Genomic DNA, 19239 nt, shown 5'->3' with positions numbered 1-19239 from the left:
ACGGCTTTCGTGCTCAGTCGGCGGGCGGGAGCGTGTGTCAGCCCCACGGGTGGAGGCTAGTTCCACGGATTCCGCGGGTCGGCTGGGATGTCAATTTTATGAATCTGCCGCCGGTTTGTCTGTCAGACAGGGGTCAAAACCATGCAAAAATAACATAGGTTTATGCATGGTTCTTGCCCCCATCTTCGTGGACTTTGGGACTAGGCGGTCGTGGCACCGCTCCAGCGCTCATAGCCGCTTTTGCGCAGCGCGCAGGCAGGGCAGGTGCCGCAGCCGTAGCCCCACGCATGCAGCGTGTCGCGCACGCCGTGGTAGCAGGTGTGCGAGTCGTTCACGATCAGATCGACCAGTGCCTTCCCACCGAGGGCCCGGGCCAGTTCCCAGGTCTCGGCCTTGTCCAGCCACATGAGTGGGGTATCGAAGGTGAAACGCTGTCCCATGCCCAGCGACACGGCCACCTGCAGCGCCTTGAGCGTGTCGTCACGGCAGTCGGGGTAGCCCGAAAAGTCGGTCTCGCACATGCCGCCCACCAGGGTGTGCAGGCCACGCCGGTAGCCCACGGCGGCCGCCAGCTGGAAGAACAGCAGGTTGCGCCCTGGCACAAAAGTGTTGGGCAGGCCGGCGGCGGTCATCTGGATCTCGGTGTCGCTCGTCAGCGCCGTGTCGCTGATGTGGCCCAGGACCGCCAGGTCCAGCATGTGGTCATCGCCCAGCCGGGCGTTCCACTGTGGAAACTGCGCGCGCAGCGATGACAGCACCGTCTGCCGCGCCTGCAGTTCGATATGGTGGCGCTGGCCATAGTCAAAGCCGATGGTTTCGACATGGGCAAAGTTCTCCAGAGCCCAGGCCAGGCAGGTGGTGGAGTCTTGGCCTCCGGAAAAGAGGACGAGTGCGTGTCCGGGTCTCATGGGGGTTCTCCAGGTCAAACGAGGATGGGAGTGGGGGCTGGACGAAAAAAAGCCCCGCACTGCGGGGCTGTGGTGGAGGCCTGCCGGAGCGGTCAGGCCATCATCACGGCGATGAACGCCAGCAGGAACATCATGATGCCGCCCACCACAGGCAGCACCACGGGGACCACGTGAACGACGTTTTCCACAGGGTCGTTCGATGGTGTTGCGGGGGCGTGCGAGGTGTTGTGGTCAGACATGGTGGGCTCCAGATGCTTAAAACTTGCGCAATTCTAGCCGCGAGAACCTGCGTGGGGCGCAAAACCCTGTGGTCTCAGATCAGGTCGGCCTGCATGCCCGCTGTGCGGAGCTGTCCCAGCACCTCATCCACATGGGGCTTGCCCCGGGTTTGCAGTACCAGTTCGATCTCCACGTTCTGCGCGGCCAGCATGGTGAAGGCGCGCTGGTGGTGCACTTCCTCGATGTTGGCGCCCGCGTCGGCCACGGTGGCGGTGATGCGCGCCAGCACGCCGGGCACATCGCGTGCGCTGACCTTGATGCGCGCCAGGCGCCCCGAGCGCACCATGCCGCGCTCGATGATGGCCGCCAGCAGCAGCGGGTCGATGTTGCCGCCACACAGCACCAGGCCCACGCGCTTGCCCTGAAAGCGTTCGGGGTAGCGCACCAGCGCCGCCAGGCCGGCGGCGCCTGCGCCTTCGACCAGGGTCTTTTCGATCTCCAGCAGCATCAGCACCGCCTGCTCGATGTCGCCCTCGTCCACCAGCACCAAGTCGTCCACCAGGCGCTTGACGATCTCCTGCGTGATCTTGCCCGGTGTGCCCACCGCAATGCCCTCGGCGATGGTTGATGTACCCTGCGGGTGGTGCGTGCCCTTGACCGCGTTGACCATGGCCGGGAAGCGCATGGTCTGCACGCCGATGACCTCGATGCCGGGCTTGATCGCCTTGGCCGCCGTCGCCACACCCGAGATCAGCCCGCCGCCGCCCACGGCAATCACCAGGGTGTCCAGGTCGGGCACGGCCTGCAGCATCTCCAGGCCCAGCGTGCCCTGGCCCGCAGCCACGCCCTCGTCGTCGTAGGGGTGGACAAAGGTCAGGCCTTGCGCATCGGCCAGCGCGTAGGCGTGGGCGCGGGCTTCTTCCAGCGTGTCGCCATGCAACACCACCTCGGCACCAAACCCGCGCGTGCGCTCCACCTTCACGCCGGGCGTGAAGCGCGGCATCACGATAACTGCGCGCAGGCCCAGGCGCTGCGCGTGGTAGGCCACGCCCTGGGCATGGTTGCCGGCGCTCATGGCCACCACACCCCGCGCACGCTCCTCGTCCGTCAGCAGCGTGAGCCGGTTGCAGGCGCCGCGCTCCTTGAAGGACGCGGTGAACTGCAGGTTCTCGAACTTGAGGAAGACCTGCGCGCCCACGATCTGCGAGAGCGTCTTGGATTCCACACAGGGGGTGTCCAGCACCTGGCCTTGCAGGCGGGTGGCGGCGTCGCGGATGTCTTGGAGGGTCAGCATGGGCCGATTGTGGCGCAACGCGAGCCGGTGGAGCACCGTGGCGGGTGCCGGGCAAGAAATTGAATGAAAAGTGCCGCAAGCGCTAGAAATTCATGCGCTGATTGCTATCAATTTTGATTCTTTATTTGAGGCCCAGCCTGCGCGCCAGTTTGTGCAGGTTGCTCGCGTCCACCTCCAGCGCACGCGCGGCCTGGGCCCAGTTGCCCTGGTGGCGCGCCAGGGCCTGCGTGATGGCGTGCCGCTGGCAGGCATCCACTGCGTCGCGCAGCGGGCCCTCGGCGGTGTTTGAGGTGGTGGCGGTCGCGGGCAGCTCTGCCGCCGGGGTGGAGGCGCTGGTGTTCAGCGGGGCATGGGCCGCGCTGGCCGCGTCGGCGTCCAGGTCGAGCAGCGCGGGCTCCAGCGTCACGATGTCGGCGCGGCTAACGCCCCGGCTCAGGGCCTTGAGCGCCGCGCGGCTGACCACATGCTCCAGCTCGCGGATGTTGCCCGGCCAGGGGTAGCGGCGCAGTGCATCCTGCGCGCTGGCCGACAGCCGCAGGCTGCGCAGGCCCAGGCGCGCGCGGTTCAGTTCCAGAAAACGACCTGCCAGCAGCAGCACATCGTTGCCCCGTTCGCGCAGCGGCGGGATGGGCACGGGGTACACCGACAGCCGGTGGTACAGGTCGGCGCGGAACGCGCCGTCGCGCACCTGCTCGCGCAGGTTGCGGTTGGTGGCGGCGATCACGCGCACGTCCACACGGCGCGGGCGGTCGGCGCCCAGGCGCTGGATTTCGCCGTTCTGCAGCGTGCGCAGCAGTTTTGCCTGCACGGCCAGCGGCAACTCGCCCACCTCATCAAGGAACAGCGTGCCGCCCTCGGCCGCCTCGAAGCGCCCCGGCCGGTCGGTCACCGCGCCAGAGAACGCGCCGCGCACGTGGCCGAAGAGCTCGCTCTCGGCCAGCGACTCGGGCAGCGCCGCGCAGTTCACGTGCACCAAGGGCTTGGTGCGGCGCGTGGACTGGCGGTGCAGCAGGCGCGCGAACAGCTCCTTGCCCACGCCGGTCTCACCCAGCAGCAACACGGGCAGGTCCGAGCCCGCCACCACCTCCAGCTCGTGCAGCAGGCGCAGCAGGGGCTCGCTCTGGCCGACGATCTCCATGTCGCCATCGCCCGCGCGGGTGGTGCGCTCGTCGTCGGCGCTGCGGGTGTGGGGGGCGCTGCGCAGCGCCTGCACCTCGCGCTCCAGCCGCGAGATGCGCACGGCCGCCTCCACCAGCACCTTGCAGTCGGCCAGCGCGGCGCGTGCGGCGTCGCCGAAGGTGCCGGTCTGCAGTGCGTCCAGCGTCAGCACGCCCCAGGGCTGGCCGTCCACCCACAGGCTCACGCCCATGCAGTCGTGCACGGGCAGGGGCTCGCCCACCAGGGTGTCGAGCAGGCCGTCGTAGGGGTCGGGCAGGGTGCTGTCGTGGTCAAAGCAGGTCACCTCGCGCCGCGCCAGGATGGCCGCGAGCCGGGGGTGCTGGCTGACCACAAAGCGCCGGCCCAGCGCCTCGCGCACCAGGCCTTCCACGGCCACGGGGCGCAGGTGGTCTTCCTCCAGCTGCAGCAGTGCCACCGCGCCGGAATGAAAGCGCTCCCGCAAGTGGGCGACCAGCCGCTGCAGGCGCACAGCCTGGGGCAGATCGGTGGCCAGGTCGGCCAGCAGGGGGCGGTGGTCCATGGTGATATTTACCTTTAATGGGTTAATTAGACCCTATCTGAAGGCGGTTAAAAAGACCATGAACGGCGTAAGTGGTTGATTTGATAGGCCTCTGCCCCTGGCCCGGCGCTTGCGATGTGGGCAGTGACACCGATTCACTCGTTCCGAAAAGCCATGACCACAAGACCCCGACCCCATGCCGCCAGCGCCCGCTGGCGCCGCCCCTTCGTTGTTGTTCTGTTGAGGCAGGAGGCCCGCCATGGGTAACTACCGCAAGCTCTGGTTCACGCTGATCGGCGTGCTCATCCTCACCTTCAGCCTGCTGGGCTACTACGGCGCCGAGGTCTACCGCACCGCGCCGCCCATTCCCGACAAGATCGCGACGGCCGGAGGCGAAGTTCTCTACACCCACGACAGCATCCTCGACGGCCAGACCGCCTGGCAGTCGGTGGGCGGCATGCAGCTGGGTTCCATCTGGGGCCACGGCGCCTACCAGGCCCCCGACTGGACAGCCGACTGGCTGCACCGCGAGCTGCTCAACTGGCTTGACGTCGCCGCCGAGCGTGCGCACGGCAAGCCCTTTGCCGAGCTCGACGCCGCCGCGCAGGCTGTGCTGCGCGACCGCATGAAGACCGAGTACCGCACCAATACCTTCCACCCCGCAACAGGTGTGGCGACGGTGTCGTCCACGCGGGCCGACGCGATCGCGATGACCGCGCTGTACTACGACCAGCTCTTCAGCGACGCGCCCGCGCTGCACAAGACCCGCGAGCATTTCGCCATGAAGGAGAACACCCTGCCCAGCGCCGAGCGGCGCGCGCAGATGATGGGCTTCTTCTTCTGGACGGCCTGGGCCGCCGCCACCGAGCGCCCCGGCACCACAGCCACCTACACCAACAACTGGCCGCACGAGCCACTCATCGGCAACCAACCCACCGCAGAGAACATGGTCTGGTCGGTGATGAGCGTGGTCGTGATGATGGCGGGCGTGGGCTTCCTCGTGTGGAGCTGGTCTTTCCTGCGCAAGCATGACGAGGTGGAGCCCACGCCACCCCAGCACGACCCGCTCTCGCGCGTGCCGCTCACGCCGTCGCAGCGCGCTCTGGGCAAGTACCTGTTCCTCATCGTGGCGCTGTTCAGCTTCCAGGTGCTGCTGGGTGGCTTCACAGCCCACTACACGGTGGAGGGCCAGCAGTTCTACGGCATCAACGTGTCGCAGTGGTTCCCGTATTCGCTGGTGCGCACCTGGCACATCCAGAGCGCGCTGTTCTGGATCGCCACGGGCTTCCTGGCCGCCGGCCTGTTCCTTGCGCCGCTCATCAACGGTGGCAAGGACCCGGCTTACCAGAAGCTCGGTGTGGACATCCTGTTCTGGGCGCTGGTCGTGGTGGTCGTGGGCTCGTTCACGGGCAACTACCTGGCCATCGCGCAGATCATGCCGCCCGAGTGGAACTTCTGGTTGGGCCACCAGGGCTATGAATACGTGGACCTGGGCCGCCTGTGGCAGATCGGCAAGTTCACCGGCATCGCCTTCTGGCTGGTGCTCATGCTGCGCGGCATCGTGCCGGCGCTGCGCACTCCCGGCGGCGACAAGAACCTGCTGGCGCTGCTGACGGCTTCGGTGGTGGCCATCGGCCTGTTCTATGGCGCGGGTTTCTTCTACGGCGAACGCACCCACCTGTCGGTGATGGAGTACTGGCGCTGGTGGGTGGTGCACCTGTGGGTGGAGGGCTTCTTCGAGGTCTTCGCCACCACGGCGCTGGCCTTCATCTTCTCGACGCTGGGGCTCGTGTCGGTGCGCATGGCCACCACGGCCAGCCTGGCCTCGGCCTCGCTGTTCATGCTGGGTGGTGTGCCCGGCACCTTCCACCACCTGTACTTTGCAGGCACCACCACCCCGGTGATGGCGGTGGGCGCAGCCTTCAGCGCGCTCGAAGTGGTGCCGCTGGTCGTGCTGGGCCACGAGGCCTGGGAACACTGGCGGCTGCAGCACCGCACGCCCTGGATGGCCCGCCTGCGCTGGCCGCTGATGTGTTTCGTGGCCGTGGCCTTCTGGAACATGCTGGGCGCGGGTGTCTTCGGCTTCATGATCAACCCGCCCATCTCGCTGTACTACGTGCAGGGCCTGAACACCACGCCGGTGCATGCCCACGCCGCGCTGTTCGGGGTGTATGGCTTCCTGGCGCTGGGCTTCACGCTGCTGGTGCTGCGCTACATCCGGCCGCAGCTGGTGTTCAGTGAGCGGCTCATGACGACGGGCTTCTGGTGGCTCAATGCCGGCTTGGTGCTGATGATTGCCACCAGCCTGCTGCCCATCGGCTTGTTCCAGTTCCACGCCAGCGTGAGCGAAGGCCTGTGGTACGCCCGGGGTGAGGCCTTCATGCAGCAGCCTTTCATCCAGACGCTGCGCTGGGTGCGCACCTTCGGCGACGTGGTCTTCATTGTCGGCGCGCTGGCCATGGCCTGGCAGGTGGTGAGCGGCGTGTTTGGCTCGCGGGCCACTGTTGCCAACGCTGGCGCCTACCTCGCGGAGACCCGCCGCTGATACGCCACCGACCTGCGCCGCGCGCCACCCCCCTCGGCGGCAGCGCAGGCCCTTCATTCATCCCACAAGGAGTGAGCATGAACCTCGAAAAATTCAAGCACCAGCACACCGACATCCTGCGCAGCATCGCCACCTTGCGCGCCCTGGCCCAGGCGGGCGTGGAAGGCAATGCCCGCGCCATCGCGCAGGGCATCGTGGCCATGAGCGGCACCATCAAGCTGCACCTGGCCGTGGAAGACCAGGTGCTCTACCCCGCGCTGCAGCGTGGCGGCAATGTGGAACTGGCGCGCCTGGGCCGCCAGTACCAGAGCGAGATGGCCTCGATTGCCAGCGCCTACGACGCCTTCGCGCGCCGCTGGAACACGGCCGAGAACGTGCGCCGCGATGCGCAGGATTTCCGCAACGAGGCCAACGTGGTGCTGCGCCGTGTGTTCGAGCGCATGCAGCGCGAGGACCATGACTTCTATCCCCGCATCGAGGAGGAAGAAACCGCCGCCTGCCATTGAGCGCCAACGAGAGCGCAGCCCGGCCGCAGCGGTGTGGCCCCCACGGCCCACAACCCCCCAAGAGAAACAACCCACCCTTTTCTTACGCACCCCTGGTGCGCCAGCGTGCCTCCGCACGCACCCCCATCCATCGGTAGGGCCTGACGGCACCTTCCTTTTGCCGGCCTTTGTGCCGGCATTTTTTTACCCCTGCTTACCGCCTCGATTGTGTTGGGTCAAACTACCTATAGTGTTTGATGGGTATCGTGGACACCATAGGTAGTGTTTTAACCCGTTCCATAGATTGGTCGAACCCATGGCGCCCACCCTTGTCACCCTGCCCCGCGATGTTGTGTTGCGCAGCGGCCAGCGCGTTCCTTTTGATGCCGAACGCATCCGCGCTGCGCTGGCCAGTGCGGGCCAGGCCTCGGGCGAATATGGCGCCGAAGAAGCGGCGTTGCTCACCGCGCAGGTCACCAAGGTGCTGATCCACCGCTTCCATGGCGAGGCGCCCACGGTCGAACAGATCCAGGACGTGGCCGAGCAGACCCTCATCGCCGCCAACCACCTGGCCACGGCACGGGCCTACATCGTCTACCGCGAGCAACACGCCACACTGCGCGCCGACAAACAGACGCTTGTCGATGTGGAAAGCTCCATCAACGAATACCTCACGCGCGCCGACTGGCGCGTGAACGCCAACGCCAACCAGGGCTACTCGCTGGGCGGGCTGATCCTGAACGTGGCAGGGAAGGTCACGGCCAACTACTGGCTGTCGCACGTCTACACGCCCGAGATCGGCGAGGCGCACAGGAGCGGCGACCTGCACATCCACGACCTCGACATGCTCAGCGGCTACTGCGCGGGCTGGTCGCTGCGCACGCTGCTGCACGAGGGGCTCAACGGCGTGCCGGGCAAGGTGGAGGCGGGGCCGTCCAAACACATGAGTTCCGCCGTGGGGCAGATCGTGAACTTTCTGGGCACGCTGCAGAACGAGTGGGCGGGCGCGCAGGCGTTCTCGTCGTTCGACACCTACATGGCGCCGTTTGTGCGCATCGATGCCATGGACTACGCCGCCGTGCGCCAGTGCATCCAGGAGCTGGTCTACAACCTCAACGTGCCCTCGCGCTGGGGCACGCAGACGCCGTTCACCAACCTCACCTTTGACTGGACCTGCCCCGAAGACCTGCGCGAGCAGGTGCCCGTGATCGCTGGCAAAGAGACGCCGTTTTGCTATGGCGACCTGCAGACTGAGATGGATCTCATCAACCGCGCCTACATCGACGTGATGACCACGGGCGATGCCAAGGGCCGGGTGTTCACCTTCCCCATCCCCACGTACAACATCACCAAGGACTTCCCCTGGGAGAGCGAGAACGCGCAGCTGCTGTTCGACATGACGGCCAAGTACGGTCTGCCGTACTTCCAGAACTTCATCAACTCCGAGCTGGAGCCCAACATGGTGCGCTCCATGTGCTGCCGCCTGCAGCTCGATTTGCGCGAGCTCTTAAAACGCGGCAACGGCCTGTTCGGCAGCGCCGAGCAGACGGGCAGCCTGGGCGTGGTCACCATCAACTGCGCGCGGCTGGGCTACCAGCATGCCGGCGATGAAGCGGGCTTGCTCGCCGCGCTAGACCGCCTGCTGGAACTGGGCAAACAAAGCCTGGAGACCAAGCGCAAGCTGATCCAGCGCCTGATGGACCAGGGCCTCTTCCCCTACACCAAGCGGTATCTGGGCACGCTGCGCAACCACTTTTCCACGCTGGGCGTGAACGGCATCAACGAGATGATCCGCAACTTCACAGCGGACCAGCACGACATCACCAGCGACTGGGGCCACGCCTTCGCGGTGCGCCTGCTCGACCATGTGCGCGAGCGCATGACGCAGTTTCAGGAAGAAACCGGCCACCTCTACAACCTGGAGGCCACACCCGCCGAAGGCACCACCTACCGCTTCGCCAAGGAAGACAAAAAGCGCTGGCCCGGCATCCTGCAGGCGGGCACGGCCGAGCAGCCGTACTACACCAACTCGTCGCAGCTGCCCGTGGGCTTCACGGACGACCCGTTCGAGGCCCTGACGCGCCAGGAGGCGCTGCAAGCCAAATACACCGGCGGCACCGTGCTGCATCTGTACATGGGCGAGCGCTTGTCCAGCGGGGCGGCCTGCCGCGACCTGGTGCGGCGCGCGCTCACACGGTTTCGCCTGCCCTACATCACCGTCACGCCGACGTTCTCCATCTGCCCCAGCCACGGCTATCTGGCGGGCGAGCACCCGTTTTGCCCGCGCTGCGATGAAGAACGCCTGGCCGCCAAGCGTGCGGCACGGGCGGCCTGAACGCAGGGTTGCCGCGCATTGACGTCAAACAGCCCGTTGGTGCCGATTTTATAAGCACAGACAGCTATTGATTTCATAGTGAATCAATGGGGCAGGCAGAACCGCGTTCAACCTTTGCCCCGTTGCCTTCGGCGGCGCAGCACCCGCTGCGGCACGCCCGTTTATTGACCCCAAGGAGCACACACCCATGAGCCACTTTTCCGCCACCGAACACACCGCCGTTGCTGACATCCAGCTCACCGACACCGAGCGCCAGCCCTGCGAGGTCTGGACCCGCGTGATGGGCTACCACCGTCCGGTGGCGAGCTTCAACGTCGGCAAGCAGGGCGAGCACCACGAGCGCCGTTTTTTCTCTGAGCAGTCGCGTGGTTGCAGCAACATCCGCTGAGGCGCTGCGCGTGGGCGGCCTCACGCCGCTCACCACCATCGACTTCCCGGGCCGGCTCGCGGCGGTGGTGTATTGCCAGGGCTGTCCCTGGCGCTGCAGCTACTGCCACAACCCCGAACTGCTGGACGCCACGGCACCCGCCGCGATGCCGTGGCCGCAGGTGCGGGTGTTTCTCGAAAGCCGCCGGGGCCTGCTCGACGGTGTGGTGTTTTCCGGCGGCGAGCCCACCTTGCAGGCCGCGCTGCCCGCAGCCCTGGCGGAAGTTCGCGCCATGGGTTTTGCTACCGGTCTGCACACCGGGGGCATGTACCCCGAACGACTGGCCGGTTTGCTGCCGTTGCTGGATTGGGTGGGGCTGGACATCAAGGGGCCCCAACATCGGTACGACGCCATCACGGGTGTGCCGGGCAGCGGGGGCCGTGCATGGGAGTCGCTGGGTCTTCTGGTGGCCAGTGGCGTGGCGCACGAGTGCCGCACCACCTGGCATGCCGGGCTGTTCCCGACCGAGGAACTGCAGGTGCTGGGCAACACGCTGGCCAACGCGGGGGCCGTGCGGTGGAAGGTGCAGCCCTGCAACGTTGGGGGTGACCCCACGGCGGCGCGCCCGCAGAAAAGCGAACAGGGCAGCCACGTCGTGTCGTAGGCCGCCCTGGTCGCGTGGGTTCAGCGCTGGTTTCAGCTGCGGCCGGGCACCCAGCCGAGCAGGCCCGGTTCCTCGCGCCATGCATCGGCAAAAACCACCAGGGAGGCCACGGCCCAGAACACCAGGTATTCCACCCCGGACTTGTTCCAGTACCAGCCCACACCGTTGACGATCATGATCGCGCCCGCAGCCACCACCATCAGGCCGGCGGACAGGAGCGCCGCGTACTTGGTGAACACGCCCACAAGCAGCGCCACCCCCACCGCCAGTTCCATGCAACCGGACAACACCACAAACACCTCCGGCGGCTGGAAGCCGGCCTTGCCGAAGAACACCACGGTGCCTGCAAAGCCGACGATCTTGGACAGCACATGGGGCAGGTAGAAAAAGCCCACAAGCATGCGCAGGACGCGCATCAGGGGATCGTTCGCCTCACGGGAGGCGAACGAGGAAGCAGTGAGTGGAAGCGATGACATGATGACCTACCTCGACAACGGTGCACCTTCCACGTGCGAGGCGGCGAAACCTTTTGGGCCTTTGCCTGGCAACCCCGTTCGTACAGAAGGTGAGGTCAGTGTATTGGTCGAGAATTTGTTAATAAATCAGGCAATACGGGACACACTGGTGCGCCATTGGTGCTGATATTGCGCCCAATGATTGATGCATATCAAGCACGGCGGGCGCGTGTTGCGCTGGTGTTTTGGGGCCTCCACGGCAAGGCATACAAACTGCTCTCCCCCGGCTACCCCACCCAGCCGGGCTAGGTGCTTGTGCACACCCTCAACACCTCCGCCCCATACGCCTCCAGCTTCTTCGCTCCCATGCCGCTGATGCCTTGCAAGTCATCCAGCGACCCTGGGTTGCGCTCGGCAATCGCCGCCAGGGTGGCGTCATGAAAGATCACATACGCGGGCAGGTTGTGCTCGCGTGCCACTTCGGCGCGCCAGGCCTTGAGGTTGATGAAGCGCACCTGTGCGTCGGGCCCCAGGTTGGCGGCAGCGGCGGGCGGTGCGCTGCTCTTGCGCGTGCGCTTGGCGGCGGGGGCCGACGACACCGATTCGCGCAGCTGTACCGGCACCTCGCCCTTGAGCACCGCACGCGAGCCCTCGGTGAGGCACAGGGTGTCAAAGCTGTGGCCGCTGTCCAGCATGACCTTCTGCAGGCCGAGCGCGCCCGTGGCGATGAGCTGGCGCAGCACGCCGCGCAGCTGGGGCTCGGTCAGGTCCGCGCCAATGCCGAAGGTGGAGATCTTCTCGTGCCCGAACTGCGCGACCTTCTCGGTCTTCTTGCCACGCAGGATGTCCATGATGTGCCCCGTGCCAAAGCTGATGCCGCTGGCCTGGTTCACGCGGTAGATGGTGGACAGCAGCTTGCGCGCCGCGTCGGTCGCGTCCCAGATCGCGGGTGGCGTCAGGCAGTTGTCGCAGTTGCCGCAGGGCGTGGACTGCTCGCCGAAATAGGCCAGCAGCCGCACGCGGCGGCAGTCGGTGGCCTCGGCCAGCGCCAGCAGCGCATCGAGCTTGCCGCGCAGCGCCTGCTTGAACTCCTCGCCCGCCGGGCTCTCGTCGATCATGCGGCGCTGGTTGACCACGTCGTTCAGGCCGTAGGCCATCCAGGCATCGGCGTTCAGGCCGTCGCGGCCCGCGCGGCCGGTCTCCTGGTAGTAGCCCTCGATGTTCTTGGGCATGTCCACGTGCGCCACAAAACGCACATCGGGCTTGTCGATGCCCATGCCGAAAGCGATGGTGGCCACCATCACGATGCCCTCCTCGCGCAGAAAGCGGTCCTGGTTCTTCTGGCGCACCTTGGTGTCCAGCCCCGCGTGATAGGGCAGGGCGGTGATGCCCGCGTCGCTCAGGGTGGAAGCCAGCTCCTCCACGCGCTTGCGCGACTGGCAATACACCACGCCCGCCTCGCCCGCGTGCTCGCGCTCGATGAAGCGCAGCAGCTGAGTGGTGGCGTCCTTCTTCTCGACGATGGTGTAGCGGATGTTGGGCCGGTCAAAGCTGCTGATGAACAGGCGTGCGTCTTCCAGCTGAAGCCGCTCGATGATGTCGGCGCGTGTGAGGTCGTCGGCCGTGGCCGTGAGCGCAATGCGTGGCACGCCCGCATAGCGTTCGTGCAGCACCGTGAGCGCGCGGTATTCGGGGCGGAAGTCGTGGCCCCACTGGCTCACGCAGTGCGCCTCGTCGATGGCAAACAGCGAGAGGTGGCCGCCTTCGTACAGGCTATCGAGCAGGCCCAGAAAACGCGGCGTGTTCAGCCGCTCGGGCGCGGCGTACAGCAGGGTGATGTCGCCGGTCTGCAGGCGCAGCTCCACATCCTGTGCCTCATCAAAACTCAGCGTGGAGTTCAAAAAGGCCGCATCCACCCCCGCCTCGTGCAGTGCCCCCACCTGGTCGTGCATCAGCGCGATCAGCGGAGACACCACGATGGTCACCCCGCGCCCCTGCCGCTGGCGCACGATGGCCGGCACCTGGTAACACAGGCTCTTGCCGCCGCCGGTGGGCATGAGCACCAGCGCATCGCCACCGGCGATCACATGCTCAACAATGGCCTGCTGCGGGCCGCGAAACTGCTCGTAGCCAAAAACGTCCTGCAAAACGGCATGGGCAGGGGACAGCGCGGGAGACGGGCGAGAGGACAAGCGGATACTCTGAAATGGATAGCTGCGAGCGCATATAAATCAAGCGCTTGGTGCCGATAAGGCCAGTATTTTCTGGCGCGCCAGGGCTTGGCCCTGAGCGCGGCAGGCGCATATTGTGCGCTGCAAGGGCTTAGGGGCCGCACTTTCTACAATAGGGGCCTATGCAAGCCCTCCACTACACCCGCGCCGCGCAACTGCCCGACATCCTCGCCCAACGCATCGTCATCCTCGACGGCGCCATGGGCACCATGATCCAGCGCTTCAAGCTGGGTGAAGCGCAGTACCGGGGCGAGGGCTACACCGGGCCGGACGGCGCGGGGGACCGGTTCAAGGATTTTGCGTACGACGTGAAGGGCAACAACGAGCTGCTCAGCATCACCCGGCCCGACGTGATTCGCGATATCCACGAGCGGTATCTGGCCGCTGGCGCCGACCTCATCGAGACCAACACCTTCGGCGCAACCACTGTGGCGCAGGAGGACTACCACATGGCCGAGCTGGCGCGCGAGATGAACCTGCGCTCGGCCCAGCTGGCGCGCGCCGCTTGCGACAAATACAGCACGCCCGACAAGCCCCGCTTCGTGGCCGGCGCCCTCGGCCCCACGCCCAAGACGGCCAGCATCAGCCCCGACGTGAACGACCCCGGTGCGCGCAACATCGACTTTGAAACCCTGCGCGCTGCCTACTACGAGCAGACCGAGGCGCTGGTCGAAGGCGGCGCCGACGTGCTGCTGGTCGAGACCATCTTCGACACCCTGAACGCCAAGGCGGCGCTGTTCGCGATTGACGAGTTCTTTGAAAAGAGCGGCGAGCGCCTGCCGCTCATCATCAGCGGTACCGTGACCGACGCCTCGGGCCGCATCCTCTCCGGCCAGACCGTCACCGCCTTCTGGCACAGCGTGCGCCACTCGCGCCCGCTGGCCATTGGTCTGAACTGTGCCCTGGGCGCCACGCTGATGCGCCCCTACATCCAGGAGCTGAACCGGGTGGCCGAGGACACCTTCATCAGCTGCTACCCCAACGCCGGCCTGCCCAACCCCATGAGCGACACCGGCTTTGACGAAACGCCTGAGATCACCAGCCGCCTGGTGCACGAGTTTGCGGCCGAGGGGCTGGTCAACATCCTGGGCGGCTGCTGCGGCACCACGCCGGACCACATTGGCGCCATTGCCAAGGCGGTGGCCGATGTGCCCACTCGCAAGATGTTCTACCCCGCAGAAGCCTGAATTTGAGTCGAATTGGCTGCTAGCGTCTGTTCCATATGCGCTGGTAGCTATAAAAATAGTAGTCAATGCCGTACCAGCGCAGTGCGGCAGCCCATTGCAAGGCGCCGCTGGGTGCGGCAACCTTGCAATCCCCCCTTCATTGCGCCTTCCCGTTTCGCCGTCTGGTCCGTCCATTCCATGCTTGATACCGCCACCCCGCCCGCCTCTTCCTTTGTGGAGGGCGACGACGACGCTGCCGCAGCGGCTGCCAAAGCCGCCGCCCACGCCGCGCTCAAGCTCGAAAAGCGCCTGGTGCGCCAGGTGGCCCAGGCCATCACCGACTTTGGTCTGATCGAAGACGGCGACAAGGTCATGGTGTGCGTCTCCGGTGGCAAGGACAGCTACGCCATGCTGGACGTGCTGCGTTTGCTGCAGCAGCGCAACGGCCACAGGTTCGAGCTGATCGCCGTCAACCTCGACCAGAAGCAGCCGGGTTTTCCGGCCCATGTGCTGCCGGAGTATCTGACGCAGGTCGGCGTGCCCTTTCATATCGAAACGCAGGACACCTACAGCGTCGTCAAGGAGCACATCCCCGAAGGCAAGACCATGTGCAGCCTGTGCAGCCGCCTGCGCCGGGGCATCCTGTACCGCGTGGCCGACGAGCTGGGGTGCACCAAGATCGCGTTGGGCCACCACCGCGACGACATGCTGCAGACCTTCTTTTTGAACATGTTCTTCGGCGGCAAGCTCAAGGGCATGCCGCCCAAGGTGCAGAGCGACCGGGGCGACCACCTCATCATCCGCCCGCTGGCCTATGTGGCCGAGGATGACCTCACCCGCTGGGCCGAGGTTCGCAACTTTCCCATCATTCCTTGCACCCTGTGCGGCAGCCAGGAGAACCTGCAGCGCAAGCAGATCGGCCAGATGCTGCGCGACTGGCAGCAGCTCTACCCCGGCCGCATCGAAAACATGGCCGTGGCGCTGCGCAACCTGGTGCCTTCGCACTTCATGGACACGCGCCAGTTTGACTTCAAGGGGCTGGTACCCAACGGCGTGGCCGACGCCGATGGTGACAAGGCCTTTGATGCCGAAGAACTGCCTGCGCAGGCCGTGGGCATGCTCGCGGGCCTGCCCCTGATGCCCCGCTGAACCCGACCCCCGACGATTTTTAGATTGGGCCACCCCATGACCACGCTCAAAGCCCCCGAACTGCTCCTGCCTGCCGGCTCGCTCGACAAGATGCGCGCCGCCTACGACTTCGGCGCCGACGCCGTGTACGCCGGCCAGCCGCGCTACTCCCTGCGCGCGCGCAACAACGAATTCAAGCTCGAGCAGATCCGCCAAGGCATCAGCGAGGCCCACGCACGCGGCAAGAAGTTCTTCGTCACCAGCAACCTCATTGCGCACAACGACAAGATCCGCACCTACCTGCGCGACATCGAGCCCGTGATCGACTGCCAACCCGACGCCCTCATCATGGCCGACGCGGGCCTGATCATGATGGTCAAGGAGAAGTGGCCCGAGCAGGTGGTTCACCTCTCGGTGCAGGCCAACACCACCAACTGGGCGGCGGTGAAGTTCTGGCAGAAGATGGGCGTGGAGCGCGTCATCCTCTCGCGCGAGCTGAGCCTGGACGAGATCGAGAAAATCCGCCAGGAATGCCCCGACATGGAGCTGGAAGTGTTCGTGCACGGCGCGCTGTGCATTGCGTACTCGGGCCGCTGTTTGCTCAGCGGCTACTTCAACCACCGCGACCCCAACCAGGGCACCTGCACCAACGCCTGCCGCTGGAACTACGCCACGCACGACGCCGACATCGACCCCACCACCGGCGAAGCCATTGCCCAGAAGATGGAAGGTGACTTCAACTTCGAGGCCGCGCAGCAGAAGGCCGAACAGTCCTTTGCATCGACCACCGGCAACGGCGAGCGTCATCCCAAGGCCGACAAGGTCTACCTGATCGAAGAAGCGGGCCGCCCTGGGCAGATGATGCCCATCATGGAAGACGAGCACGGCACGTACATCATGAACAGCAAGGACCTGCGTGCGGTGGAGCACGTGGCGCGCCTGGCGCAGATTGGCGTCGATTCGCTCAAGATCGAAGGCCGCACCAAGAGCCTGTACTACGTGGCCCGCACCGCCCAGGTGTACCGCCGCGCGATCGACGATGCCGTGGCGGGCCGCCCCTTCAACCCCGAGCTGCTCATCGAGCTGGAAGGCCTGTCCAACCGGGGCTACACCGGTGGCCTGCTGGAGCGCCGCCCCAGCAACGATTACCAGAACTACCTCAGCGGCCACTCGGCCACGCAGCGCAGCCAGTATGTGGGCGAGGTGCTGGGTGCCGAAGGACAGGCCAATGTGGGCCTGTCAGGAGATTGGGTACAGGTCGAAACCAAGAACCACTTTGCCGTGGGCGACCTGGTCGAGGTCGTGCACCCCAGCGGCAACACCACCGTGCGCCTGCAAGAGATGCGCAATGTGGAAGGCCAGCCCGTACAGGTCGCCCAGGGCAGCCCGGTGCGCGTGTGGATCCCGCTGCCCGGGCGCTACAGCGGCGCGCTGCTGGCGCGGGTGATTGAATCGCAACCGCCTGCTGCAGCGGCAGAGCCTGCATTGGCGGTGTAACTCTCTCGCAGGGGCTGGAGCATGAAGACTTTGGTGCACGCCACACGGCCTCGCCACTGGACCATGGCTGCTTTGCTGGGCGTAGCACTCGTGGGCCCGGCCAATGCCCAGACGCCGGCTGTGGCGCCTGCCAAGCAGCGTTATGTGCAGGGCTCCTGGGTCAACCTGCGCGATGCTGCCCAGTCGCAGGCCCGCATCGTGGCCCAGGTGCCTGCCAACACTGTGCTGCAGCAGCTCTCCGAGCGCGACGGCTGGTGCACCGTGCTCTACGCGGGCGATGCGCGCCTGGGCCCGCCTTTGCCTGAGCCCCTGCAAGCCCATGTGGCCTGCAACCTGCTGGCCGACCAGCCCCTCACCCTGGCCCAGGCGGGTAAGGACGCCGCCCGCGCCTTCTGGGTGGCGCCGTCCGCCAACCGCATGCGAGCCTATGGCAACGCCCTGCCGCGCCCCGCTGCATTGCAGTTGCCCGCGTTGGCTCAAAGCCACACGCCCCGGATGCCCGTGCAGTACCCCCTGCGCCCCGAATGGGAGGCTGCCAAAAAGCTCATGCGCGGCGGCGTGTTGCTGCGGCCCGAGCAGGAGATCGATCGGGGCCGCCCCGTCAACCCGCTGGACAACTTGAAGCTGGCCACCCGCGCCGCGGACCATAGCCCGGCCGTGGCGCCCCTGGCATCCGCCCCCACGCTGCCTGCCATTGCTCCGTCGTACTTCCGCAGCCACACCAGCGTGGCCCTGCTGCACGAGACCGAGGCCGACGGCATCGCGGCCGTGGCGGGCAGCCGTATTGCCGTGGAGCCCACCGCTGTGCCCTATGGCAACTTCAACCGCCACAGCGGGCCCGAGATCGAGTTCGTGACCGGCTTCTGGGACGTGGGCGGTGCCGATCTGGCCTTTGCACCGGCGCTCACGCTGTACGCGATCACGCACCAGGGCCTGGTGGGCGCCCGCACCATGGGGCGGCGGTATTGGGACATCAGCAATGCAGACCACTATTGCGGCGGCCACTACCCGGGCAAGGGCTTTGACGACCCGCGCAACGACGAGACCACTGCCGTGCGCGGCTATGCCAAAGTGTCAGAGTCGGCCGACGTGCTGGTGCGCCTGGTGGTGCCCGGCAGGCTGCCGCCCGATGCGGTGAAGGTGCGCTCCAGGCGCTATGCCACCAGCTGGATGATGCCCGCCGATCCGCCCTACCGGCCCCAGCCCGAGCGCAAGAAAACGGCGGTGACGGTGCACGAGATTGACCTCGACCGCGACGGCGTGGCGGACATTCTGCGCATCGACACCCCCTCGCCGGGCGGCATGAGCTTTGAGCCCATCTTTGAATGGCGCTGGTACCTCAATATCAACGGCCAGTGGTTTCCGGCGGGGTATTGGGTGGATCAGGAGTGCACGTGAGGGGAGGCTGCTGGACAACGTTCGGCTGGGAGCAGCAGTCGGCGAGCCAGTGTCACCGTCCAATTCAATGCTTGAATGTTATTTTTCTCTTCAATTGAAGTTTGCCGCGCACTATGCGGTGAAAGCGGCGGTTCCAATTGACGTGGCCATTGACCGTTGTACTAACCTGCGACGCAGGCTGAACCTTTGGGGCAACGCCGGCGAGACTCAATGGCATCGCTTCTTGGCCAGAGTTCAAAGCACAGGCAGTGACCATGCTGCCCAACTCGCCTCGTGCGCCGAGTACCAGCGGCCCCACTCCTACCCCGAACTCGAACGGTCGTTTGGCTGCTTCTCGTACGACCCGCCCGATGCCACCGGTACCTTGCGCATCCACTTTCTACCGCCAAGTGGACTCAAGTCCAGTCCATTGGCCGTTGAGAACGTCGGCGCTAGGATGTCAGACCTGCGCGACTTGTTTGCACATGTTCAGCGAAGTGCGCCAATGGCTACAACAGTGCGTGGCGTTTCGTGGCTCTACAACCTTCACGCCTACAGGCGGCTCTTTCCTCTGGCCTATAGCGCATCAGTGCAAGCTGTGCGGTTTCCATTGCATTTGAATGGGAGTTCAACCTGGGGCCAGGTCTTGAACTGGCGACAGGAAGTGAAAGCGGCTGTGCGGGATCAATTGTTGGCTCGCCTTGATGACATGAGCGTTGAAACTCCCTGGGAGATTTTTCAGCTCCAGGCCAAGGTCGCTACGAGCCCGATTGATGTGTTTTATGAGCAGTTCAGCTGAGTTCAGCTGAGTTCAGCTGAGTACTGCTGAGTACTGCTGAACGTCGGGCATGGCTCTCATCCGTCTGCCAGCGGATCTGCACGGCGTCTCC

General features: G+C 65.8%; 16 protein-coding genes. 10 read left to right on the top strand and 6 right to left on the bottom strand.

Annotation, left to right across the window (positions count from 1 at the left end; genetic code table 11):
* Positions 1-200: 200 nt before the first annotated feature.
* The 4 genes from queC to norR form a co-directional block, all read right to left on the bottom strand.
* Positions 201-908, bottom strand: a complete 708-nt coding sequence (queC, locus tag ATF69_RS06875) for a 7-cyano-7-deazaguanine synthase QueC (RefSeq protein WP_146870300.1) — start codon at positions 906-908, stop codon at positions 201-203.
* A gap of 92 nt (positions 909-1000) precedes the next feature.
* On the bottom strand, positions 1001-1147 hold the full coding sequence (locus tag ATF69_RS23140; protein WP_165836532.1) for a hypothetical protein: 147 nt from the start codon (positions 1145-1147) through the stop codon (positions 1001-1003).
* Between the two features lie 74 nt (positions 1148-1221).
* Complete coding sequence (locus tag ATF69_RS06870) at positions 1222-2421, bottom strand: threonine ammonia-lyase (protein WP_108499491.1); 1200 nt, start codon at positions 2419-2421, stop codon at positions 1222-1224.
* A 121-nt stretch (positions 2422-2542) separates the two neighbouring features.
* Entirely contained in the window at positions 2543-4120 is a 1578-nt protein-coding gene (norR, locus tag ATF69_RS06865) for a nitric oxide reductase transcriptional regulator NorR (RefSeq protein ID WP_146870298.1), read from the bottom strand.
* A gap of 238 nt (positions 4121-4358) precedes the next feature.
* Here norR and ATF69_RS06860 point away from each other — a divergent pair, with 238 nt between their 5' ends.
* The 5 genes from ATF69_RS06860 to ATF69_RS06840 all read left to right on the top strand — a co-directional run bounded on the left by ATF69_RS06860 (position 4359) and on the right by ATF69_RS06840 (position 10495).
* Positions 4359-6644, top strand: a complete 2286-nt coding sequence (locus ATF69_RS06860; protein WP_146870297.1) for a nitric-oxide reductase large subunit — start codon at positions 4359-4361, stop codon at positions 6642-6644.
* 77 nt (positions 6645-6721) lie between these two features.
* Positions 6722-7150, top strand: coding sequence for a hemerythrin domain-containing protein (locus ATF69_RS06855; protein ID WP_146870295.1), 429 nt, complete (start codon positions 6722-6724; stop codon positions 7148-7150).
* A gap of 295 nt (positions 7151-7445) precedes the next feature.
* The gene (locus ATF69_RS06850; RefSeq protein ID WP_208758699.1) at positions 7446-9464 is read left to right on the top strand and encodes a ribonucleoside triphosphate reductase; all 2019 of its coding nucleotides are present in this window, start codon (positions 7446-7448) and stop codon (positions 9462-9464) included.
* A 187-nt stretch (positions 9465-9651) separates the two neighbouring features.
* A complete protein-coding gene (gene nrdD, locus ATF69_RS06845) occupies positions 9652-9852 on the top strand; it encodes an anaerobic ribonucleoside-triphosphate reductase (protein ID WP_146870292.1) in 201 nt (66 codons plus the stop codon).
* Positions 9830-10495, top strand: coding sequence for an anaerobic ribonucleoside-triphosphate reductase activating protein (locus tag ATF69_RS06840; RefSeq protein ID WP_146870290.1), 666 nt, complete (start codon positions 9830-9832; stop codon positions 10493-10495). The genes nrdD and ATF69_RS06840 overlap by 23 nt, the downstream gene beginning before the upstream one ends.
* A 32-nt stretch (positions 10496-10527) precedes the next feature.
* Here ATF69_RS06840 and ATF69_RS06835 read toward each other — a convergent pair whose 3' ends face one another.
* Positions 10528-10911, bottom strand: a complete 384-nt coding sequence (locus tag ATF69_RS06835) for a DoxX family protein (RefSeq protein ID WP_208758698.1) — start codon at positions 10909-10911, stop codon at positions 10528-10530.
* Between the two features lie 344 nt (positions 10912-11255).
* Positions 11256-13118: a DNA helicase RecQ gene (gene recQ, locus ATF69_RS06830; RefSeq protein ID WP_146870732.1), complete on the bottom strand. Its 1863-nt coding sequence runs from the start codon at positions 13116-13118 to the stop codon at positions 11256-11258.
* Between the two features lie 185 nt (positions 13119-13303).
* Between recQ and ATF69_RS06825 the strand changes: the two genes are divergently transcribed.
* From ATF69_RS06825 to ATF69_RS06805, 5 genes are all read left to right on the top strand, one after another.
* Positions 13304-14368: a homocysteine S-methyltransferase family protein gene (locus ATF69_RS06825; RefSeq protein WP_056057104.1), complete on the top strand. Its 1065-nt coding sequence runs from the start codon at positions 13304-13306 to the stop codon at positions 14366-14368.
* A 177-nt stretch (positions 14369-14545) separates the two neighbouring features.
* A complete protein-coding gene (gene ttcA / locus ATF69_RS06820) occupies positions 14546-15496 on the top strand; it encodes a tRNA 2-thiocytidine(32) synthetase TtcA (protein WP_146870287.1) in 951 nt (316 codons plus the stop codon).
* Positions 15497-15532: 36 nt separating this feature from the next.
* Entirely contained in the window at positions 15533-16972 is a 1440-nt protein-coding gene (trhP, locus tag ATF69_RS06815) for a prephenate-dependent tRNA uridine(34) hydroxylase TrhP (protein ID WP_146870285.1), read from the top strand.
* 21 nt (positions 16973-16993) lie between these two features.
* A complete protein-coding gene (locus ATF69_RS06810) occupies positions 16994-18370 on the top strand; it encodes an SH3 domain-containing protein (protein ID WP_244303668.1) in 1377 nt (458 codons plus the stop codon).
* A gap of 49 nt (positions 18371-18419) precedes the next feature.
* Positions 18420-19148: a hypothetical protein gene (locus ATF69_RS06805; protein ID WP_146870283.1), complete on the top strand. Its 729-nt coding sequence runs from the start codon at positions 18420-18422 to the stop codon at positions 19146-19148.
* Positions 19149-19239 lie beyond the last annotated feature (91 nt).

Source organism: Acidovorax delafieldii, from assembly GCF_007993815.1.
Taxonomy (GTDB): domain Bacteria; phylum Pseudomonadota; class Gammaproteobacteria; order Burkholderiales; family Burkholderiaceae_C; genus Acidovorax; species Acidovorax delafieldii.
This window is presented reverse-complemented; position numbering and strand designations above follow the sequence as displayed.

What these genes read in the sequence shown, in the direction of transcription:
- queC (WP_146870300.1), bottom strand. Translation starts at nt 908, where the DNA reads ATGAGACCCGGACACGCACTCGTCCTCTTTTCCGGAGGCCAAGACTCC.
- ATF69_RS23140 (WP_165836532.1), bottom strand. Translation starts at nt 1,147, where the DNA reads ATGTCTGACCACAACACCTCGCACGCCCCCGCAACACCATCGAACGAC.
- ATF69_RS06870 (WP_108499491.1), bottom strand. Translation starts at nt 2,421, where the DNA reads ATGCTGACCCTCCAAGACATCCGCGACGCCGCCACCCGCCTGCAAGGC.
- norR (WP_146870298.1), bottom strand. Translation starts at nt 4,120, where the DNA reads ATGGACCACCGCCCCCTGCTGGCCGACCTGGCCACCGATCTGCCCCAG.
- ATF69_RS06860 (WP_146870297.1), top strand. Translation starts at nt 4,359, where the DNA reads ATGGGTAACTACCGCAAGCTCTGGTTCACGCTGATCGGCGTGCTCATC.
- ATF69_RS06855 (WP_146870295.1), top strand. Translation starts at nt 6,722, where the DNA reads ATGAACCTCGAAAAATTCAAGCACCAGCACACCGACATCCTGCGCAGC.
- ATF69_RS06850 (WP_208758699.1), top strand. Translation starts at nt 7,446, where the DNA reads ATGGCGCCCACCCTTGTCACCCTGCCCCGCGATGTTGTGTTGCGCAGC.
- nrdD (WP_146870292.1), top strand. Translation starts at nt 9,652, where the DNA reads ATGAGCCACTTTTCCGCCACCGAACACACCGCCGTTGCTGACATCCAG.
- ATF69_RS06835 (WP_208758698.1), bottom strand. Translation starts at nt 10,911, where the DNA reads ATGCGCGTCCTGCGCATGCTTGTGGGCTTTTTCTACCTGCCCCATGTG.
- ATF69_RS06825 (WP_056057104.1), top strand. Translation starts at nt 13,304, where the DNA reads ATGCAAGCCCTCCACTACACCCGCGCCGCGCAACTGCCCGACATCCTC.
- ttcA (WP_146870287.1), top strand. Translation starts at nt 14,546, where the DNA reads ATGCTTGATACCGCCACCCCGCCCGCCTCTTCCTTTGTGGAGGGCGAC.
- trhP (WP_146870285.1), top strand. Translation starts at nt 15,533, where the DNA reads ATGACCACGCTCAAAGCCCCCGAACTGCTCCTGCCTGCCGGCTCGCTC.
- ATF69_RS06810 (WP_244303668.1), top strand. Translation starts at nt 16,994, where the DNA reads ATGAAGACTTTGGTGCACGCCACACGGCCTCGCCACTGGACCATGGCT.